This window comes from Rhizobium bangladeshense (genome assembly GCF_001662075.1).
Lineage (GTDB): Bacteria > Pseudomonadota > Alphaproteobacteria > Rhizobiales > Rhizobiaceae > Rhizobium > Rhizobium bangladeshense_B.
On sequence record NZ_LYPL01000006.1, the window covers coordinates 132,474 to 149,781 of the forward strand.

23 protein-coding genes and 1 pseudogene are annotated in these 17,308 nt (G+C 61.0%); 14 read left to right on the forward strand and 10 right to left on the reverse strand.

Annotation, left to right across the window (positions count from 1 at the left end; translation table 11 throughout):
• Positions 1–10 precede the first annotated feature (10 nt).
• The 6 genes and pseudogenes from sthA to map all read right to left on the reverse strand — a co-directional run bounded on the left by sthA (position 11) and on the right by map (position 6,223).
• Positions 11–1,417, reverse strand: coding sequence for a Si-specific NAD(P)(+) transhydrogenase (gene sthA / locus A7X77_RS14145; protein WP_064683524.1), 1,407 nt, complete (start codon positions 1,415–1,417; stop codon positions 11–13).
• Positions 1,418–1,534: 117 nt separating this feature from the next.
• Positions 1,535–1,667 (reverse strand): annotated as a pseudogene (locus A7X77_RS34210) (JAB domain-containing protein); the annotation flags it as partial.
• A 5-nt stretch (positions 1,668–1,672) separates the two neighbouring features.
• A complete protein-coding gene (locus A7X77_RS14150; protein WP_064683525.1) occupies positions 1,673–2,860 on the reverse strand; it encodes an alpha-hydroxy acid oxidase in 1,188 nt (395 codons plus the stop codon).
• 259 nt (positions 2,861–3,119) lie between these two features.
• Entirely contained in the window at positions 3,120–4,481 is a 1,362-nt protein-coding gene (locus A7X77_RS14155) for a hypothetical protein (protein ID WP_064683526.1), read from the reverse strand.
• Between the two features lie 73 nt (positions 4,482–4,554).
• Positions 4,555–5,379 carry a RadC family protein gene (radC, locus tag A7X77_RS14160; RefSeq protein ID WP_064683527.1) on the reverse strand — a complete coding sequence of 275 codons (825 nt, stop codon included), beginning with the start codon at positions 5,377–5,379 and terminating at the stop codon, positions 4,555–4,557.
• 7 nt (positions 5,380–5,386) lie between these two features.
• Positions 5,387–6,223: a type I methionyl aminopeptidase gene (map, locus tag A7X77_RS14165; protein WP_064683528.1), complete on the reverse strand. Its 837-nt coding sequence runs from the start codon at positions 6,221–6,223 to the stop codon at positions 5,387–5,389.
• A gap of 236 nt (positions 6,224–6,459) precedes the next feature.
• Between map and A7X77_RS14170 the strand changes: the two genes are divergently transcribed.
• The 3 genes from A7X77_RS14170 to A7X77_RS14175 all read left to right on the forward strand — a co-directional run bounded on the left by A7X77_RS14170 (position 6,460) and on the right by A7X77_RS14175 (position 7,752).
• Entirely contained in the window at positions 6,460–7,119 is a 660-nt protein-coding gene (locus A7X77_RS14170) for a TetR/AcrR family transcriptional regulator (protein WP_064683529.1), read from the forward strand.
• Positions 7,120–7,249: 130 nt separating this feature from the next.
• Positions 7,250–7,423, forward strand: a complete 174-nt coding sequence (locus A7X77_RS33500; protein WP_197486836.1) for a hypothetical protein — start codon at positions 7,250–7,252, stop codon at positions 7,421–7,423.
• Positions 7,420–7,752 (forward strand): DUF6105 family protein, encoded by a 333-nt coding sequence (locus A7X77_RS14175; RefSeq protein WP_064683530.1) that lies wholly within the window; start codon positions 7,420–7,422, stop codon positions 7,750–7,752. The genes A7X77_RS33500 and A7X77_RS14175 overlap by 4 nt, the downstream gene beginning before the upstream one ends.
• Here the strand turns inward: A7X77_RS14175 and ruvX are convergent.
• Positions 7,689–8,183: a Holliday junction resolvase RuvX gene (ruvX, locus tag A7X77_RS14180; RefSeq protein ID WP_064683531.1), complete on the reverse strand. Its 495-nt coding sequence runs from the start codon at positions 8,181–8,183 to the stop codon at positions 7,689–7,691. The two genes, A7X77_RS14175 and ruvX, sit on opposite strands and share 64 nt — an antisense overlap.
• A 113-nt stretch (positions 8,184–8,296) precedes the next feature.
• Here ruvX and A7X77_RS14185 point away from each other — a divergent pair, with 113 nt between their 5' ends.
• The 5 genes from A7X77_RS14185 to A7X77_RS14205 all read left to right on the forward strand — a co-directional run bounded on the left by A7X77_RS14185 (position 8,297) and on the right by A7X77_RS14205 (position 11,687).
• On the forward strand, positions 8,297–9,001 hold the full coding sequence (locus tag A7X77_RS14185) for a metal-dependent hydrolase (protein WP_064683532.1): 705 nt from the start codon (positions 8,297–8,299) through the stop codon (positions 8,999–9,001).
• A gap of 69 nt (positions 9,002–9,070) precedes the next feature.
• Positions 9,071–9,358 carry an Asp-tRNA(Asn)/Glu-tRNA(Gln) amidotransferase subunit GatC gene (gatC, locus tag A7X77_RS14190; RefSeq protein WP_009992749.1) on the forward strand — a complete coding sequence of 96 codons (288 nt, stop codon included), beginning with the start codon at positions 9,071–9,073 and terminating at the stop codon, positions 9,356–9,358.
• 60 nt (positions 9,359–9,418) lie between these two features.
• Positions 9,419–10,900, forward strand: coding sequence for an Asp-tRNA(Asn)/Glu-tRNA(Gln) amidotransferase subunit GatA (gene gatA / locus A7X77_RS14195; protein ID WP_064683533.1), 1,482 nt, complete (start codon positions 9,419–9,421; stop codon positions 10,898–10,900).
• A gap of 20 nt (positions 10,901–10,920) precedes the next feature.
• Entirely contained in the window at positions 10,921–11,391 is a 471-nt protein-coding gene (locus A7X77_RS14200) for a GNAT family N-acetyltransferase (protein ID WP_245293754.1), read from the forward strand.
• A 20-nt stretch (positions 11,392–11,411) separates the two neighbouring features.
• Complete coding sequence (locus tag A7X77_RS14205) at positions 11,412–11,687, forward strand: hypothetical protein (RefSeq protein ID WP_064683535.1); 276 nt, start codon at positions 11,412–11,414, stop codon at positions 11,685–11,687.
• Between the two features lie 51 nt (positions 11,688–11,738).
• Here the strand turns inward: A7X77_RS14205 and A7X77_RS14210 are convergent, their stop codons facing one another.
• Positions 11,739–11,996 carry a YjhX family toxin gene (locus tag A7X77_RS14210; RefSeq protein ID WP_064683536.1) on the reverse strand — a complete coding sequence of 86 codons (258 nt, stop codon included), beginning with the start codon at positions 11,994–11,996 and terminating at the stop codon, positions 11,739–11,741.
• A gap of 312 nt (positions 11,997–12,308) precedes the next feature.
• On the opposite strand from A7X77_RS14210, the gene A7X77_RS14215 reads away from it, so the two are divergent.
• Positions 12,309–12,815 (forward strand): GNAT family N-acetyltransferase, encoded by a 507-nt coding sequence (locus A7X77_RS14215; protein ID WP_064683537.1) that lies wholly within the window; start codon positions 12,309–12,311, stop codon positions 12,813–12,815.
• A gap of 78 nt (positions 12,816–12,893) precedes the next feature.
• On the opposite strand, the gene A7X77_RS14220 is transcribed toward A7X77_RS14215, so the two are convergent.
• Complete coding sequence (locus A7X77_RS14220) at positions 12,894–13,268, reverse strand: VOC family protein (protein WP_064683538.1); 375 nt, start codon at positions 13,266–13,268, stop codon at positions 12,894–12,896.
• Between the two features lie 7 nt (positions 13,269–13,275).
• Positions 13,276–13,452 (reverse strand): hypothetical protein, encoded by a 177-nt coding sequence (locus A7X77_RS33505; RefSeq protein WP_197486837.1) that lies wholly within the window; start codon positions 13,450–13,452, stop codon positions 13,276–13,278.
• Between the two features lie 263 nt (positions 13,453–13,715).
• Between A7X77_RS33505 and gatB the strand changes: the two genes are divergently transcribed.
• From gatB to A7X77_RS14250, 5 genes are all read left to right on the forward strand, one after another.
• Positions 13,716–15,218 carry an Asp-tRNA(Asn)/Glu-tRNA(Gln) amidotransferase subunit GatB gene (gene gatB / locus A7X77_RS14230; protein WP_064683540.1) on the forward strand — a complete coding sequence of 501 codons (1,503 nt, stop codon included), beginning with the start codon at positions 13,716–13,718 and terminating at the stop codon, positions 15,216–15,218.
• Positions 15,219–15,221: 3 nt separating this feature from the next.
• Positions 15,222–15,725, forward strand: a complete 504-nt coding sequence (locus tag A7X77_RS14235; RefSeq protein ID WP_064683541.1) for a GNAT family N-acetyltransferase — start codon at positions 15,222–15,224, stop codon at positions 15,723–15,725.
• A gap of 63 nt (positions 15,726–15,788) precedes the next feature.
• Positions 15,789–16,199, forward strand: a complete 411-nt coding sequence (locus A7X77_RS14240) for a GNAT family N-acetyltransferase (protein WP_245293753.1) — start codon at positions 15,789–15,791, stop codon at positions 16,197–16,199.
• A gap of 102 nt (positions 16,200–16,301) precedes the next feature.
• The gene (locus A7X77_RS14245; protein WP_064683543.1) at positions 16,302–16,700 is read left to right on the forward strand and encodes an NADH:ubiquinone oxidoreductase subunit NDUFA12; all 399 of its coding nucleotides are present in this window, start codon (positions 16,302–16,304) and stop codon (positions 16,698–16,700) included.
• 113 nt (positions 16,701–16,813) lie between these two features.
• Positions 16,814–17,254, forward strand: coding sequence for a DUF2155 domain-containing protein (locus A7X77_RS14250; RefSeq protein WP_064683544.1), 441 nt, complete (start codon positions 16,814–16,816; stop codon positions 17,252–17,254).
• Positions 17,255–17,308: the final 54 nt, after the last annotated feature.

Consider the following 17,308-nt stretch of genomic DNA (forward strand, 5'->3'; position numbering starts at 1 on the left):
CGCTGTGCGTCTACAATTCCGACTTGATATCGCCCATCCGGTTCCAGGCGTCGAGGCCGGCGATCTTGTAGGCTTCGGCGAGCGTCGGATAGTTGAAAGTGTTTTCGACGAAATATTCGACCGTGCCTTTGAGATTAAGCACCGCCTGGCCGATATGCACCAGTTCGGTGGCGCCTTCGCCGACGATATGCACGCCGAGCAGGCGGCGCGTCTTCAGCGAGAAGATCAGCTTCAAAAGCCCGGTGTCGAGGCCCATAATATGGCCGCGCGAAGTTTCGCGGAAGCGGGCGATGCCGCATTCGTAGGGAATGCCGCGCTCCTTCATTTCCTCTTCGGTCAGGCCGCAGGTCGAAATCTCCGGCACCGCATAAATACCGTAGGGGAAATATTTCTGCGGCTCCTTGGCGACAGCGCCGATCGCCACGCGCGCGGCGATGCGGCCCTGTTCCATCGAGGTCGAGGCAAGGCTTGGAAAGCCGACCACGTCGCCGGCGGCATAGACATTAGGCACGGACGTCTGGAAGGTCTCCGGATTGACCTTGAGACGGCCACGGCTGTCAGCCTCCAGTCCGATGGCCGGAAGGTTCAGCGCGTCGGTCGCTCCCATGCGTCCGGCGGCAAAGAGCACCATGTCGGTGACAAGATGACGGCCGTTGTCGAGCGTCAGCTGGACCTTGCCCGTATCCAGCCGCTCGACCTTCTCGGCCTTCGTGCCGAGCAGCAGCTTCATATTGCGGTCGCGCAGCTGGTAGGTGAAATCTTCGACGATTTCCTTGTCGATGAAGTCGAGCATGGTCGACTTGGGATCGATCACCGTCACGGCAGTATCAAGCGCCGAGAAGATCGTCGCATATTCGATGCCGATAACGCCGGCGCCGATGACGACCATGGTGCGCGGCAGCTCTTCGATATCAAGCAGCTCGTCGCTGTCGAGCACTGTCTTGCCATCGAATGGCATGTAATCCGGGCGGAAAGGCTTGGTGCCAACGGCAAGCAGAATGCTGGCGCCGCTCACCGTCAGCGCTTCGCCGTCATCCTTGATGACCTGCAAGGTGGTGGAGTCGATGAAGCTCGCCTTGCCGCGCATATGGTGGACACGGTTGCGGGCGAACTGATGCTCGAGCACTTCCACTTCATGGTTGAGCGTAATCAGCAGGCGGCGACGCAGGTCTTCGGCGCTGATTTCCTGCTTCACGCGGTAGCTGCGACCATAGAAGCCGCGCTCGCGCCAGCCCGAGAGATTGAGTGCGGTCTCGCGCAGCGTTTTCGAGGGTATGGTGCCGGTATGGACGGACACGCCGCCGACGCGCTTGCCCTGTTCGATGACAAGCACTTTCTTGCCGAGTTTCGCTGCCTGGATTGCGCCGCGGCGCCCTGCGGGACCGCTACCCACCACAACGAGATCGTACTGAAACATCCTCTAGCCTCGGATTGGAAATGGAATCATTTGCGACAAAAATGTCGCTTATTCATCGGTAACCGGTCAACGTTACAGATTGTTTTACAGCTGCCGATTCAGCCGGACCTGTGCTTTTCAGATCAGCTTCAGCCCTTTCAGGTTCACATGGGCGTCCTTGCCGATGAATGATGTAGCCGTCGACAGTGATATCAAGTGCCTTCGCCGCGTCGATGATCACCTTCGTCATATCGATGTCAGCGCGCGACGGCTTATTCATGCGCGGATGATGTAGTCCGCCGAAATATCGCCCACCTTGGTAACACCGAGCAACGCCATATTGCTATGCAGTTCCGTCTTCAGGATATCCGCTGCCTTCAGCACGCCCGGTAGCCCCGCGACGGCTGCAGCATAAAGGAACGGCCTGCCCACGAACACGAAGCAGGCGCCGAGCGCCAGTGCCTTCATGATATCAGTGCCACGCCTGATGCCGCCGTCGATCATGACGGCAATGTTGTCTCCAACACGTGCCGCAATCTCCGGAAGAACCTGAAGGGGAGATGCGGTGCCGTCGAGCTGGCGGCCGCCATGATTGGAGACGATCACTCCATCCGCCCCGGTCTCTGCAGCCCGTGCCGCGTCTTCAGGATGCATGATCCCCTTGACCACGAGCTTGCCGGCCCAGCGCTTGCGTATCCGCTCCAGGTGGCTCCAGTTGAGGTGGTCACGCTTGCCGAAATCGCGCGTGACGTTCGAGGAGATGATCGGCGCGCCTCTTGTGGCGTAGGAATTTTCAAAATGCGGAATGCCGTGCCGGACGATCGTGCGCAGGAATGTGCCGGTTGTCCATCGGGGATGCGAGATGCCCTGCCATGCCAGGCGGAGCCCGGGACGCAAAGGCGTCGAAAACCCCGCCCTTACATTATTTTCGCGATTGGGCAGCGTGGCCGTATCGACGGTCAAAAGAAGTGTACTTATGCCGGCCGCAGCGACCCGATCGATAAGAGCGTCGATACGGTCGGGTTCGCCGGGGAGATAGGCCTGAAACCACGCTTGTGGCGAAACCGCGGCTATCTCTTCCAGGGGGATGAGTGACGAACCGCTTATAATCATCGGGATTCCCGATCGGTCCGCTCCTTGCGCGAGCACGATGTCCCCCCGATAGGCCATCAGCGCGCTGATCCCCATCGGCGCGATGCCGAACGGTGCGGCATAAGTCTTGCCGAAGAGGCTCGTCTCGGTGCTGCGTCTCGAGACGTCCAGAAGTACACGAGGCCGAAAGGCATAGGCCTGGAAGGCCTCGGCGTTATGCCGCAGCGACGCATTGGTCTCGGTTGCGCCGGCGATATAACCGAATAGCGGCTTCGGCAGATGTCGCCGTGCCTTGATTTCAAAGTCATCGAGGCAGAGCACGTCGCGGCAGTGCCGGTTCGATCGATCAGTGTTACCGCTGCGGATCGTCATGAAGCTTTATCTTCTCGGTATTCGGGCGGGTATTATTCAGAGTGGCGGCGCAGGATTGCATAGAATCCGCGCCGGCGACTGCTGTCAACTGAAGCTTTCTGCAGTCTTCGCTTCCCTCGGATGCATGCCTGCGACCACTCCGGGTCGACGTCAGAATGAGCGTCCGCTGCATGCCGCCGGGAAGAAGCAGCAGAGCGCCGCTGACCGGACCGCCGGTCCAGCGCGCGCTCGGCCGCGACCTTTCCGTGCAGGAATGTCGCTAATTGTCCGTCAATAGAGTAAACCGACGTCTGTCGATCCGCGCGCGTGCCAACTGCCCCGCCGCTACGCAAAGATCGGGCGCATAGAGCTGGCAAGTTCTTCGCTTTTCGATTGCCCTGTCGATCAAGTCCAGAAGTCGTGCAGGTGCGATGTCGGGTGGCGCGGCAATGCGACCGGTGACGACGTGTTTTTCCATTTTCTCATGATCGGCGTGATCGATGTCGGGATTGCGCCAACAATTTGCGCACATGATCCTAAAGTTCTCGGTGTGTGAATAGATAACGGCGTCCCCGTCCAATTCCCCACTTAGATCAACCAGTTGCCCTGCTGCCTCTTGTGAGCCTGCGAAAGCAAAGAACTGGTAGTTCCGGCGCACAAGCGTTGACAGATGCGGGAAAACCGGCACCTGCTGTTCACCGTAGGTGTGGTGCGTAATCGGAGCGCCGTCCATGAGGATGACATCGCCATAGTCGACGCCGAGCCTGCCGAACAGCACGCTTCGGATAATGCCATGACACGGACTTAAGCGTTCGATCCATACTGTCTCCTCTTCACCCGGATCATCCGATTCCGCCGTCCGCTCAGCAAGTGGCCGCTGGGCAAGTCTCACCTTGCAGGCCGAATACCCGCCTTCTGGTAACCCGAACCGTCCAAGTTCGATCTTATGTCCCATCCGCTTCCACACGTCCAAAGCGGTCTCGGTGTCACTTGCGCCTGTGGCGCAGATTCCAAGGTTCCACTCGGTGCTGTCGCTAACCTCCCGTTGCAGGCTTGCCGCAGACCGGCCCGCCGCAACGCCCTCTGCGAATCTCCCCCGTGTCTTGTAGAAAAGGCCCAAATTGTATTGGTACGCGCTGTTTCGTGGATCGATTTCCGCCAGTTTCCTAAGACTGTTCTCGGCGGCTGCGTCCATCTGGCGCGCCATCATTCGCGCCGACGTGGCGAGCCCGCCCAGTATCTGCTCCTGTTCAGGCCGTCCCTCATGGAGCTTGGCTAAGCGGCCCAGCCTCGCGACCATTGACTGAAATATCGGGTGTTCCGGCGGTGGCGCGTTCAGATCATCGATGTCGCGGGCGGCTTCCAGACATTGCCCGAGCGCCGAAAGGATATCGATATTGTCTTCGTGGGCATCTGCGATCTCGGAAAGAACGTCTGTCGCAACTTCTCTTGTAAGGCTTTGTTGGTCGACTATCCATAACAACGCCATGGCAGCCTCTGTCTGGTGGCGCTGGGCTTTTCGTAAGGGTTGGATCTTCTGCCATGCCGCCGACTTGCGGTCCGCTTGTCCTTCTGCAACGACGTCACGCGCTATCGCGTCTATCTCATCGGGAGTGAGAACAGTGCTGGGACCATTCGACATGATCGTCTCCGTGGAGGGCTTCGGGGTGGGCAAGCTTGGGCGGCGGTTGTGTCGTCACGTCTCAACGCGCGGATTACATTAACTTCAGCCCCTTCAGGCTGACATGGCCGTCCTTGCCGATGATGATGTGGTCGTGGACGGTGATGTCGAGCGCCTTGGCCGCCTCGATGATCACCTTGGTCATGTCGATGTCGGCGCGTGACGGCGTCGGGTCGCCGGAGGGGTGGTTGTGGACGAGGATGATCGCTGTTGCCGAAAGCTCGAGCGCGCGCTTGACCACTTCGCGCGGATAGACCGGCGTGTGGTCGACCGTGCCGCGGCCCTGCACCTCGTCGGCGATCAGCACATTGCGCTTGTCGAGGAAGAGGATGCGGAATTGTTCGCGGGTCTCGTGCGCCATGGCGGCGTGGCAATACTGAATGACCGAGGACCAGGAGGAGAGCACCTGCTTGCTTCTGATCTCGCTCTTTAGGGTCCGCTGAGCGACGGTGGCGATCAGTTTCAGGTCGAGGGCGACATTCTCGCCGACGCCTTTGACTTCCGTCAGCAATGCTGCCGGCGCGCCGAAGACGCCGGAAAGCGAGCCGAAGCGCTCGATCAGCGCCTTGGCGATCGGCTTGGTGTCGCGCCGCGGGATCAGGCGGAAAAGCAGGAGCTCGAGGATTTCGTAATCGGCAAGCGCCGTGTCGCCCTGCTCGCGGAAGCGGTCACGCAGCCGCTCGCGATGACCGTGGTAATGTTCCTGTGCGGTGAGCGAGGCGGGCAGGGCGGTCCGGGCATTCGGCGCAGTCGGTTTTTGCGGCCGGTCGCCGAAGAACGAACGTTCGTCGGCAACAGGCTCTTCAGTCGCGAAAGGCAGCTCGTCGTCGGAAGATGTCGCTGCGGGCCCCTTCGCCATCGGATCGTCACCTGGCAAGCGACGGCAGTCCGGGCCGGTCGAGCCCAGCAGGAGACAGCGTGAAGATTTCGCAGCCGCCGGCGGTGACGCCGACGGTATGTTCGTATTGCGCCGAAAGCGAGCGGTCGCGGGTGACCGCCGTCCAGCCGTCGGCCAGTACCTTCACATGCGGCCGGCCGAGATTAATCATCGGCTCGATGGTGAAGATCATGCCTTCGCGCAGCTCCGGCCCCTCGTTGGCGCGGCCGTAATGCAGGATATTCGGCGAATCGTGGAACAGCCGACCGACGCCGTGGCCGCAGAAATCGCGCACCACCGAACAGCGCTCAGCCTCCGCATAGGTCTGGATCGCTTCGCCGATCGCGCCGGTGCGGGCGCCCGGCCTGACCGCGGCAATGCCGCGCATCAGCGATTCATAGGTCACTTCGAGCAGTCGCTCGGCGGCGCGCTTGACCGTGCCGACGGGATACATCCGGCTGGAATCGCCATGCCAGCCATCGAGTACGAAGGTGACGTCGATATTGACGATATCGCCTTCGCGCAACGGCTTGTCGTTCGGAATGCCGTGACAAACCACATGATTGATCGAGGTGCAGGTCGACTTAGTATAGCCGCGATAGTTCAGCGTCGCCGGATAGGCGCCGTGATCCATGCCGAAATCGAAGACGAACCGGTCGATCTCGTCGGTCAGCAGGCCGGGTTTGACGATATCGGCCAGCGCATCGAGGCAGCGGGCGGTCAGCTGGCATGCCTTGCGCATGCCTTCGAATGCTTGAGTATCATAAAGCCGAATGGCGCCGGTGTTCTTCGGCGGCGCGGAAGAGGCTTCGATATAGTTCACCATTGCAGGGCCTTAGCGGAGAATATTAGCTTTGTTCATAATGCAGCTATGACGGGTTCGTCCATCGCGATCAACCGTCGGGGCGAGATTTCTCAAGGGATTTGGCCGCCTCAAGCAGCTATTCGACGCCGAATTATTCGTGCCGAACGAAATATCCACAGTCTTCCCAAAGGGATAGGATTGATTGGAGGAAACCTCCCCGCTACTCACCGATTGGTGACAGCGGGGAAGGGTCGGTCATGCTGAATGAAGGGGTAAGTCTTGAGAGTTCGCCCGGTACCGAGGCGGCTCCAGAACGGCGGGTGCGCGATCGCGGCGCCACCGAGCGCGCCATCCTTACCGCCGCCAAGGGCCTGCTGGCGGAAGAAGGCTTCCAGAATTTCGGCATCAATGCCGTCGCCCGCCGCGCCGGTTGCGACAAGCAACTGATCTACCGCTACTATGGCGGCCTTGACGGTCTGGTCGAGGCGATCGGCGCCGACCTCGGCACATGGGTGAGGGATCGCATTCCGGAAGATGCCGGCGGCATGTTCCTGCTCACCTACGGCGATCTGATGGAGCGGCTGGCGCTGCTTCTGCTCGACGCCTTGAAAAATGATCCTCTGATGCGCCGCATCCTCGCCTGGGAGATCTCGGAAAATACCGAGCAGGTGAGGCGGCTCTCGGAAGCGCGTTCGAAGGCTCTCGCGCTGTGGCTGGATCGCATGCGCGGCTCGCTGGCGCCGCCGAAGGGTGTGGATTCGGCCGCCGTCAACGCCGTCGTCATCGCTGCAATCCAGCATCTCGTGCTTGCCGGGGCCGCCGGCGGCCAATGCGCCGGCCTGTCGCTCAAGACATCAAAGGACTGGGAGAAGGCGGCGACGGCGCTGAAGCGTCTCGTGCGCGGCGTCTATGGCTGACAATCGCGTTATCCACAGAAGGCGGATGCGGTGTTAACCTTAACGAATGGTTTACGTTGCGTGGGGCGGGTTAAGCCGACACTGTGCCATCAGCAGAGATGGTACGAGTGAGAGTCCCGAGTTGACTTCCATGGGAAGCAAGATCGCCAAAGCCGCCTTTCTGGTGACGGCAATGATGTTCTTCGCAATCCTGGCGCTGGATATTGCAACTCCGACGCTGGTGCTTTGCACCATGGCATTGTCGACGTGGTTGGTCTCCCTCGATCTGCCCGTCGCGCGCAAGCATGGAGGAGAGGCCGCATGAAGTGGTTTCTGATCTTCTGGGCCGGCCCCATCGTCTTTCTGGGCGGATGGTACTGGCTCTCCTATTACGACATTAATTTCGGTGTGCTGATGCTGACGCGACAGGTCCATGACCTGACGTTCCAGCTCTACGGCGAGGCGCTCGGCATGCCGCCGGAGGCCATCCCGCCGCTCGTTGCCCGGGCAATCGCTGTCGACAGTCTCATCGTCTTCGCCCTCCTCGGCTTCAGAAAGCGCAAGTCGATCATAGCCTGGTGGCAGGCGCGTCAGGCGCTGAATTCACCTCCATCAGATCTTGCCAGCAAGGAAAGCCTGTCGAGCGCACCCTGAAGAATGAAGCTGGCCGCGGCCGAATCGATCCGTTCGGCGCGCTTGGCGCGCGAGACGTCCATTTCGAGCAGCGTTCGTTCCGCTGCGACCGTCGAAAGCCGCTCATCCCAATAGACGAAGGGCAGCGCCGTCTTCTGCTCCATGTTGCGCACGAAGGCGCGCGTCGCCTGCACGCGCGGGCCTGCCGATCCGTCCATGTTCATCGGCAGGCCGATCACGAAGCCCGCGACCTTTTCCGTTGCCGCGAAATCCAGCAGCGCCTGCGCATCGACGGTGAATTTGACACGCCGTATCACCGGCCGTGGCGTGGCGAACCGCCGTCCGAGATCGGACATCGAAAGCCCGATCGTCTTGGTGCCGAGATCGAGGCCGGCGATGGCCTGCCCGGGGGCAAGAATCCGGGCCATATCCTCGATCGTCAACACCGTCATTACCGCTTCATCCCGTCAAAAGAAATTGAAGTCACCGCCGCTTTTCTTCTCCGGCGCATGGGATATGTCCTTACCATCCAAATCAGATTTTGCATCACGTAAGGAGAGATTTTATGAAGATCACCTGGCTTGGCCATTCCGCCTTTCGCATCGAAACCGGCAAGGCGAAGATCCTGCTCGACCCGTTCCTCAATCATAACGCTTCCTTTGCCGGCCAGGATATCAAGGATGTTTCCTCAGGCATCACCCATATCCTGCTGACGCACGGCCATGGCGACCATGTCGGCGATACGATCGCGCTGGCCAAGGAAACCGGCGCCGTCGTTCTCGCCAATGCCGATCTCGCCGCCTGGCTGGCTTCCAAGGGCGTCGACGGGATCGAAATGGGCAATACCGGCGGCACGATCACCTTCGGCGGCTTCTCGGCGACCTTCACCAATGCGCTGCATTCCTCCGCACAGATCACCGAGGACGGCGTCTCGCATGCGCTTGGCAATGCCAACGGCCTGATGCTGCATTTCGACGACGAAGCCTCGATCTTCGCCATGGGCGACACCGACATCTTCTCCGATATGGGGCTGATCAACGAACTACACCAGCCCGATATCGGCTTCGTGCCGGTCGGCGACCGCTTCACCATGGGCGGCGCGGTGGCGGCACTCGCCTGCCAGCGTTACTTCAACTTCAAGACCGCCATCCCCTGCCACTACGGCACCTTCCCAATCATCGATCAGACGGCCGATAAGTTCATTGACGGCATGGAGGGATCGAAGACGCGGGTGACGGCGCTGAAGCCTGCCGAGAGCCTGTCGATCTGACGAAACCCCGTTGCACCGGGCGGACATGGCCTTTATAGCGGGTAGGAAAAATCCTATCCGGAGAATGCCATGTCCGTCGATCTTGCCACCGTGAAGCGCGTCGCCAAACTCGCCCGTATTGCCGTCTCTGAGGACGAGGCAAATCGCATGGTCGGCGAGCTGAACGGCATCTTGGGCTTCGTCGAGCAGCTCTCCGAAGTCAATGTCGACGGCGTCGAGGCGATGACGTCGGTCACCCCGATGGCGATGAAGAAGCGGACCGACGAGGTGACCGATGGCAACAAGGCGGCCGATATCGTCGCCAACGCACCGGTCACCGACCACAATTTTTTCCTGGTGCCGAAAGTCGTCGAATAGGGCGTCGAACGCCTCTTTCCGACCCTGTTGCCCATTTTAAAGATCTGAAGCGAAAACACGATGAGCGAACTCACCAGCCTGACCATTGCCGAAGCCCGCCGGAAGCTGCGCGCCAAGGAAATCACCGCACTCGAACTCACTGACGCTTATATCTCGGCGATCGACGCGGCCAATGAGCGGCTGAACGCCTATGTGAAGGTCACGCCGGATCTGGCCCGCGTCATGGCCAGGAAATCGGACGAGCGCATCGCCGCCGGCACGGCCGGCGAGCTGGAAGGCATTCCGCTCGGCATCAAGGATCTCTTCGCCACCGTCGGTGTCCACACCCAGGCCTGCAGCCATATCCTCGACGGGTTCGAGCCGCGGTATGAATCAACCGTGACGCAGAACCTTTGGGATGACGGCGCCGTCATGCTCGGCAAGCTGAACATGGACGAATTCGCCATGGGCTCGTCCAACGAAACCTCCTATTACGGCCCGGTGATCAATCCCTGGCGGGCTGAGGGCTCCAACCAGCAGCTCGTTCCGGGCGGCTCCTCCGGCGGCTCGGCCGCCGCTGTCGCCGCGCATCTTTGCGCCGGCGCCACCGCAACCGATACCGGCGGCTCGATCCGCCAGCCCGCCGCCTTCACCGGTACCGTCGGCATCAAGCCGACCTATGGCCGCTGCTCGCGCTGGGGCACCGTCGCTTTCGCCTCTTCGCTCGATCAGGCCGGTCCGATCGCCCGCGACGTGCGCGATGCCGCGATCCTTTTGAAGTCGATGGCAAGCGTCGACGCCAAGGACACGACCTCGGTCGATCTGCCGGTGCCGGATTACGAGGCCGTCCTCGGCCAGTCGCTGAAGGGCATGAAGATCGGCATCCCGAACGAATATCGCGTCGACGGCATGCCCGAGGAGATCGAGACCCTGTGGCGCCAGGGCATTGCCTGGCTGAAGGATGCCGGTGCCGAGATCGTCGATATTTCGCTGCCGCACACCAAATATGCGCTTCCGGCCTATTACATCGTCGCCCCCGCCGAGGCATCCTCGAATCTGGCGCGGTACGACGGCGTGCGCTACGGCCTGCGCGTCGACGGCAAGGATATCGTCGACATGTACGAGAAGACACGGGCCGCCGGCTTCGGCCAGGAAGTCAAGCGCCGCATCATGATCGGCACCTATGTGCTGTCGGCCGGCTATTACGATGCCTATTACATCCGCGCCCAGAAGGTCCGCACGTTGATCAAGCGCGATTTCGAGCTCGCCTTCGACGCCGGTGTCGACGCCATCCTCACCCCGGCCACCCCGTCCTCTGCCTTCGGCGTCGCCGACGAGAACCTCGCCGCCGATCCGGTGAAAATGTATCTGAACGACATCTTCACGGTGACGGTCAACATGGCGGGCCTGCCGGGCATCGCCGTGCCGGCGGGTCTCGACCAGAAGGGCCTGCCGCTCGGCCTGCAGCTGATCGGCAAGGCTTTCGACGAGGAAACCCTCTTCAAGACCGCTTACGTCATCGAGCAGGCTGCCGGCAAGTTTACGCCGGCCAAGTGGTGGTAACGGATCTTACGATCCGAATAATAGTGCCCGCCGACCACGAAGCGGTCGGCGCCATCGGCTTTGCCGCATGGGCCGCGGGCGAGGCGTTCGAGGATTGCTATCGCGATCCTCACGTGATCACCAAGGTCCAGCAAGAGTTCGCCGCTTTTCCACATGAGACGAAGGGCGAGATTTTCGTTGCCGAACTAGCAGGCGAGATCGTCGGCTGGGGTGCGCGGGAAGGCGAGCGGAATTATGTGTCCGATCTCTGGGTGCATCCGCTTTATCAGGGCAAGGGTGTCGGCCGGGCTCTGCTGTTGCATTTATGTGAGCTGATGGCGGCCGAAGGGCTGGCGACGGTCCGGCTCGACACACATGCGAGGAATGAGCGGGCGATCCGTCTCTACGAACGCTGCGGCTTCACCATCATCTGGCATGGTGTCGAATTCTCCAAGAGCATGGGCGTCCCGCTCGAAAAGGTGCATATGGAGAAGCCATTGGCTGATCGATAGCCAAACCGGAGATGAGTCTTATGGCGAATAATGATCTTGTGCGACTGATCGAGGCAATCGATCGTCTTGCGGCCGGCGGTTTCATCATGGGCGCGGATTGGCAGGCGGTTCACGATATCTGTCAGCGCCACGAAGGCGAACAGCCGTTCGACTGGGGCCATGCCCTCTGTCATCGCATCGAGGGAGACGACTGGAATGCCGATTACTGGTATCGCCGCGCCGGCAAGACGCGCGGAACCGGCACGATGGCCGACGAATGGTCGGCGATGCGAGCGATATTGTCTCAGAAGGCTTGAGGCCGAGCCCTGACCGCGCCGGTTTGAGGCGCGATCAGGTTGATGGCCCGATTATCTGTTGTCCAACTGCGACCTGACCAGCCTCAGCCCTCTTTCGCTGATCCTATAGGGTTGGCCGCCCGAAGACTTGATCGCCTTCAGCCGTTTCAGCCTGCGGAAAAGATCGAGATCGACGCCGGGATAGAGCCAGCCGTCGCGGGTGAAGCAACTGACGTTCTCGATCTTTCTGTTGTCGTCGCGGATGATTTCGATGCGGCCGCCTTGGGCCATGAGATGCAGGATGCGCTGCTCCGTGCGGGAGATGTCCATGTATTGAGATCCGGTGTCGCGCCCGGCAGGGCGCACAAAAACGGTCTGACGCTCAATCGAACGTCAGGGCTTCGTTTTTTTCGGGCCCATGCGCGCAAGAAAACTCGCGGGCAGGGCCTCTACCAGGTCTCCGACAGGTTCAACATAAAAACACCTCGATGGGGTCTTGTATTGAGGTCGCAAAAGGCGGTCAAGAGCGCCTTTGCCGTTCAAAACCGGTCGAAAACTTTGGTTTCCACCCGTCATCCCTTTGGGGGCACTGGTAAAATCCGCGACTCAATGGTCTAGTTGAGGAGTAACGCGGAGGTGTCGTTGATCCACATTCGCAATGCCCGCGACGGGGAAGCGGAACTTTTGAGTGAGATCGGGCTGAGGGCCTGGCAAAAGGCGATGGCGTCGATTGGCGAATCGGACGCGATGATCGACGCAGCGCGCAGCGCCTTTCGCAACTTCGTGGAAAACGACTGGCTGACCATCACCGTCGTCGAACAGAACGGCCAGGTCGCCGGCTGGGCGGCGCGCGAGGGCCTGGATGAAACCATCTCGGATTTCTGGATCGACCCAGTCTTCACCCGCCAGGGGCTGGGTTCGGCGCTTCTCGAGCGCATCGAAACGGAGATCGCCGAACAGGGCTTCGCGAAGGCGGCGATGCAGACCCATTCCGGCAACAGCGAGGCGATCGGCTTTTTCCGGAAACACGGCTACAGCATCCACTGGCTCTCGGTCGCCTATAATCCGAAGCTCGACCGCGACGTGCCCTCCGTCGGGCTGACGAAGCAGCTCGTCTCCGACGGTGGCGGATACGGACAGGAATTCTGAGGTTTCAAAAGCCCCGCAGAAGGCCGATGATTGCGTGCGGCGCGCATGTGCAAGTGCCGCCGGGCGCCGTTCGCGAGGCTATTCGGAGGTCACGCAGAAGTTGTTGCCTTCGGGGTCATTCAAGACCGTGTAGGCATCCGTCTCACGCACGAAAGTCGCGCCGAGGGATAAGAGCCGGTCCACTTCTTGTCTGCGATCCGAAGCGGCGATATCGAGGTGGACACGGTTGCGGGCGGGACGCTCTCCCTGGCGAAGGTGGAAGCAGAGGCGTGTTTCAGGGCCGTCGACCATCACGGTCGGGTCCGTTTCAGGTGTCAGCCCTATCGCGGCAAGGCGAGCGAGCTCCGCATCGTCATAAGGCATCACTTGGTAGCCATCGAGCGCCGCCGCCCAGAAACGGGCGACACGCGAGGGAATGTCGCAGTCGATGACGATCTCCTTCAGCCTTCCCATGGCGCTTCTACGACTTGCGGGATCGACGCTGGGAAACGCGCTCGAAGATCGCGCCACCGATGGCCGGTAGCAGTGCGAAAAGCATGAGCTGCGCTGTTCCCTGCAGCGTCAACAAGGCGGAAATGATGAGCGCGACCAGCACCCCAAGCAGGGCTCCGGCAAGATAGGGCAGATAATCCTTCAATCGAGCCTCCGTGCTTGAGGGCCTCAAATCGCCGCGGCGTTCTTGGACGAAGATAGAGAAGACTGCGCTATCGACAATTGGGACCTCGAAACGCTTTTCGATCGCTTGGCCGGTGCGGAATACAGCCTCCGACGCAAAGCGGCCTTGCGACCTTAGAGGAAACGGCCAGCGGCAGCTGCCATGCAACGCCGCGAAAGCCTTGCACCGGCTCGCCATTTCCTTTACCTCACCAGTGGAAAAGAACAGCCTGCAAAGAGTATCAGATGACCCTTGTCGACGTCCGCACGCCCGATCCGAAACGCTTCATCCCCGGCGCAACCGGCGACTGGGAAGTCATCGTCGGTATGGAGGTCCATGCCCAGGTGCTGTCCAATTCGAAGCTCTTCTCCGGCGCTTCGACGGAATTCGGCAAGCCGCAGAATTCGAACGTGTCGCTGGTCGATGCCGCCATGCCCGGCATGCTTCCCGTCATCAACGAGGAATGCGTCAAGCAGGCCGTGCGCACCGGCCTCGGCCTCAGGGCTGAGATCAACAAGCGTTCGCTCTTCGACCGCAAGAACTATTTCTATCCCGACCTGCCGCAAGGCTATCAGATCTCGCAGTTCAAGGATCCGATCGTCGGCGAGGGCAAGATCGTCATTTCGCTCGGACCGGACCGTCAGGGCCAGTTCGAGGACATCGAGATCGGCATCGAGCGCCTGCACCTGGAGCAGGATGCCGGCAAGTCGATGCACGACCAGCATGCGACCATGTCCTATGTCGATTTGAACCGGTCGGGCGTGGCGCTGATGGAAATCGTTTCCAAGCCGGACATGCGTTCCTCCGACGAAGCCAAGGCCTATATGACCAAGCTGCGTTCGATCGTCCGTTATCTCGGCACCTGCGACGGCAACATGGACGAGGGCTCGATGCGCGCCGACGTCAACGTCTCCGTCCGCCGCCCGGGCGAGGCTTTCGGCACCCGTTGCGAGATCAAGAACGTCAACTCCATCCGCTTCATCGGTCAGGCGATCGAATATGAAGCCCGCCGCCAGATCGGCATTCTCGAGGATGGCGGCGAGATCGAGCAGGAGACGCGCCTCTTCGATCCGAACAAGGGCGAGACGCGCTCCATGCGCTCCAAGGAGGATGCGCACGACTATCGCTACTTCCCCGATCCGGACCTGCTGCCGCTCGAATTCGACGATGCCTTTGTCACGGCGCTGGCAGTCGATCTTCCGGAACTGCCTGACGACAAGAAGGAGCGCTTCGTGCGCGAACTCGGCCTGTCGATCTACGATGCTTCCGTGCTCGTCTCCGAAAAGGCGATCGCCGATTATTTCGAGGCCGTGGCTGCGGGCCGCGACGGCAAGACGGCGGCAAACTGGGTGATCAACGACCTGCTCGGCGCGCTGAACCGCACCGGCAAGGACATCGAGCAGACGCCGGTCTCGCCGGCCCAGCTCGGCGCCATCATCGACCTTATCAAGGCGGGAACCATATCAGGCAAGATCGCCAAGGACCTCTTCGAGATCGTGCTGACCGAAGGCGGCGACCCCGCCGAAATCGTCGAAGCGCGCGGCATGAAGCAGGTGACGGATACCGGCGCGATCGAAAAGGCGGTCGACGAGATCATCGCTGCCAATCCCGATCAGGTGGAAAAGGTCAAGGCGAAGCCGACCATGGCCGCATGGTTTGTCGGCCAGGTGATGAAGGCGACCGGCGGCAAAGCCAATCCGCAGGCCGTCCAGGCGCTCGTCAAGGCAAAGCTCGGCATCGAGGAATAAGCGGTGTATTTCGTCCGCACCGCCGGCGAGGGCGACCTGGAGAAGGTCCGCGCCTTGCTGGTGGAGAGCTTTCACGCCACCTATGACGACCTGCATGGCAAGACCAAGGTCGATGAGCTGATCGCCCATCTCTTCACGCCGTCGGCCCTGAAGGCGCGCCTGGCGCGCAAGGACGCCGAATTTCTCGTCGCCGACGACGGCCGCAAGATCGGCGGCGTGGGTTATGCGGCGATGTCGCAAGCGTTGACGAAAACGGTCATGCTGCACCTCCTCTATGTCAGCCCGGCGCTGCAGCGCCAGGGCATCGGCCGCGATATCTTCGCCGAGCTCGAAACCTGCTTTCCCGCTGCCGAAATCATGCGTCTCGAAGTCGAGCCGCAGAATGCGGCGGCGATCGCCTTCTACCAGGCGCACGGCTTTACCGAGGTCGGCCGCAATGAGTATAGCGGGCCCGGGCAATCCGGTATTCCGGCGCTGATCTTCGAAAAACCGCTCGAGGGGCACTGAGCCATGGCAGGTCGGCGTGGCTGATATTCTCGTCAGGCGCGGAAGGACGATCTGCCGGCCCTCGTGGTAATCTTTGCCGCCGATGCGCTCGGCGGTCACGGCGATACGACGGATCCTGAGGCCTTTGCCGATTATGTCAGGGCTTTCACAGCCATCGACGCTTCGCCCGACCAGACGCTTTATGTCGCCGAGCGCGGCGGCGAGGTCGTCGGCACGTTCCAGACAATGCTGACGACGACGCTGACCGGCCGCGGCTCCTCGGCGATGATCATCGAGGCGGTGCAGACGCGCTCCGATATGCGCGGGCAGGGGATCGGCGCCCGGATGATCGAATTCGCCATCGCCGAGGCAAAAGGCCGCGGTGTGCGCCTTGTGCAATTGACCTCGAATGCGATACGCAAAGACGCCCATCGTTTCTATGAAAGGCTTGGCTTCAAACCTTCGCATCTGGGCTTCAAGATGGCCTTGAAATGACCCTTGGCTCTCGTGGAATCGCTGGACAATTCGGCTTGGCGACGGCATAAGCGAGAAAACGAATTCTGGTTTGGTCCGCACTGGCGGGCACAAGGAAAAGACATGTGGAATCTTCTGGTTCAGACCTTCACCTGGTGGAACAGTCAGACGATGGGCACGCGTTTTGCGACCTGGCGTTTCGGCAAGCGCGTCGGCGAGGATGAATTCGGCAACGTCTATTATGAAGGCGGCATGTCCTCCTATGGTCTGCCGAAGCGCTGGGTGATCTACAAGGGTTACGCCGAAGCCTCCGCCATTCCGCCGGGCTGGCACGGCTGGATGCACCATCGCACCGATGTCCCTCCGTCCAAGGAAAACTACGTCGCCAAGGAATGGCAGAAGTCGCACCGCCCCAACCTCACCGGATCGCCCCAGGCTTACCGCCCGCCGGGCTCTCTCGCGGTTCCCGGCGAGCGTCCGCGCGTCACCGGCGATTACGATGCCTGGACGCCCGGCAACTGAGACGGCTGACCGGGCGACCCCCAAGCCCGGCTTTTGGCCACAATTGACCTTTACCCGCAGGTTGGCCGCGCTTGACCGCGGATGAAACTCAAAAATTATCTGGAGACGGGTACATGAAGCTCTTCACGCGGAACATGGTCCTGCGTGCCGCCGGATCGCTGCTGGCGCTCTCGGCTCTGCTTCCGCCAGTTGCGGCAAATGCCGCACGGATCGAAAATCCCGTTGCCGTCTTCTCCGGCCTCGACAAGATCACCGGCCGCATCACCACCTTCGACGTCTATGTCAACGAGACGGTGCAGTTCGGTGCGTTGCAGGTGACGCCGAAGGTTTGCTATTCGCGCGATCAGGCCGAAGCGCAGAAGATCGACGGTTTCGTCGAGGTCGACGAGATCACCCTCGACCGCAAGATCCGCCGCATCTTCACCGGCTGGATGTTTGCCGCCAGCCCCGGCCTCAACGCCGTCGAGCACCCGATCTACGACGTCTGGTTGAAGGACTGCAAGACGAGCTCGGACGTCCCGGCTCCTGACGGCACCAAGGCGACTGCCCGTTAACACGTGTCGCAGCATCCGCGCGCCTCTCGTTGAGACGCGCAAGAGACGCCGCCG

Bases quoted from the DNA above. Each gene is read 5' to 3' on its own strand.
- sthA (WP_064683524.1), bottom strand. From the start codon at position 1,417: ATGTTTCAGTACGATCTCGTTGTGGTGGGTAGCGGTCCCGCAGGGCGC.
- A7X77_RS33500 (WP_197486836.1), top strand. From the start codon at position 7,250: ATGGGAAGCAAGATCGCCAAAGCCGCCTTTCTGGTGACGGCAATGATG.
- A7X77_RS14175 (WP_064683530.1), top strand. From the start codon at position 7,420: ATGAAGTGGTTTCTGATCTTCTGGGCCGGCCCCATCGTCTTTCTGGGC.
- A7X77_RS14205 (WP_064683535.1), top strand. From the start codon at position 11,412: ATGGCGAATAATGATCTTGTGCGACTGATCGAGGCAATCGATCGTCTT.
- A7X77_RS14155 (WP_064683526.1), bottom strand. From the start codon at position 4,481: ATGTCGAATGGTCCCAGCACTGTTCTCACTCCCGATGAGATAGACGCG.
- gatB (WP_064683540.1), top strand. From the start codon at position 13,716: ATGACCCTTGTCGACGTCCGCACGCCCGATCCGAAACGCTTCATCCCC.
- A7X77_RS14220 (WP_064683538.1), bottom strand. From the start codon at position 13,268: ATGGGAAGGCTGAAGGAGATCGTCATCGACTGCGACATTCCCTCGCGT.
- map (WP_064683528.1), bottom strand. From the start codon at position 6,223: ATGGTGAACTATATCGAAGCCTCTTCCGCGCCGCCGAAGAACACCGGC.
- A7X77_RS14210 (WP_064683536.1), bottom strand. From the start codon at position 11,996: ATGGACATCTCCCGCACGGAGCAGCGCATCCTGCATCTCATGGCCCAA.
- gatA (WP_064683533.1), top strand. From the start codon at position 9,419: ATGAGCGAACTCACCAGCCTGACCATTGCCGAAGCCCGCCGGAAGCTG.
- A7X77_RS14245 (WP_064683543.1), top strand. From the start codon at position 16,302: ATGTGGAATCTTCTGGTTCAGACCTTCACCTGGTGGAACAGTCAGACG.
- gatC (WP_009992749.1), top strand. From the start codon at position 9,071: ATGTCCGTCGATCTTGCCACCGTGAAGCGCGTCGCCAAACTCGCCCGT.
- A7X77_RS14185 (WP_064683532.1), top strand. From the start codon at position 8,297: ATGAAGATCACCTGGCTTGGCCATTCCGCCTTTCGCATCGAAACCGGC.
- A7X77_RS14250 (WP_064683544.1), top strand. From the start codon at position 16,814: ATGAAGCTCTTCACGCGGAACATGGTCCTGCGTGCCGCCGGATCGCTG.
- A7X77_RS14170 (WP_064683529.1), top strand. From the start codon at position 6,460: ATGCTGAATGAAGGGGTAAGTCTTGAGAGTTCGCCCGGTACCGAGGCG.
- radC (WP_064683527.1), bottom strand. From the start codon at position 5,379: ATGGCGAAGGGGCCCGCAGCGACATCTTCCGACGACGAGCTGCCTTTC.
- A7X77_RS14150 (WP_064683525.1), bottom strand. From the start codon at position 2,860: ATGACGATCCGCAGCGGTAACACTGATCGATCGAACCGGCACTGCCGC.
- ruvX (WP_064683531.1), bottom strand. From the start codon at position 8,183: ATGACGGTGTTGACGATCGAGGATATGGCCCGGATTCTTGCCCCCGGG.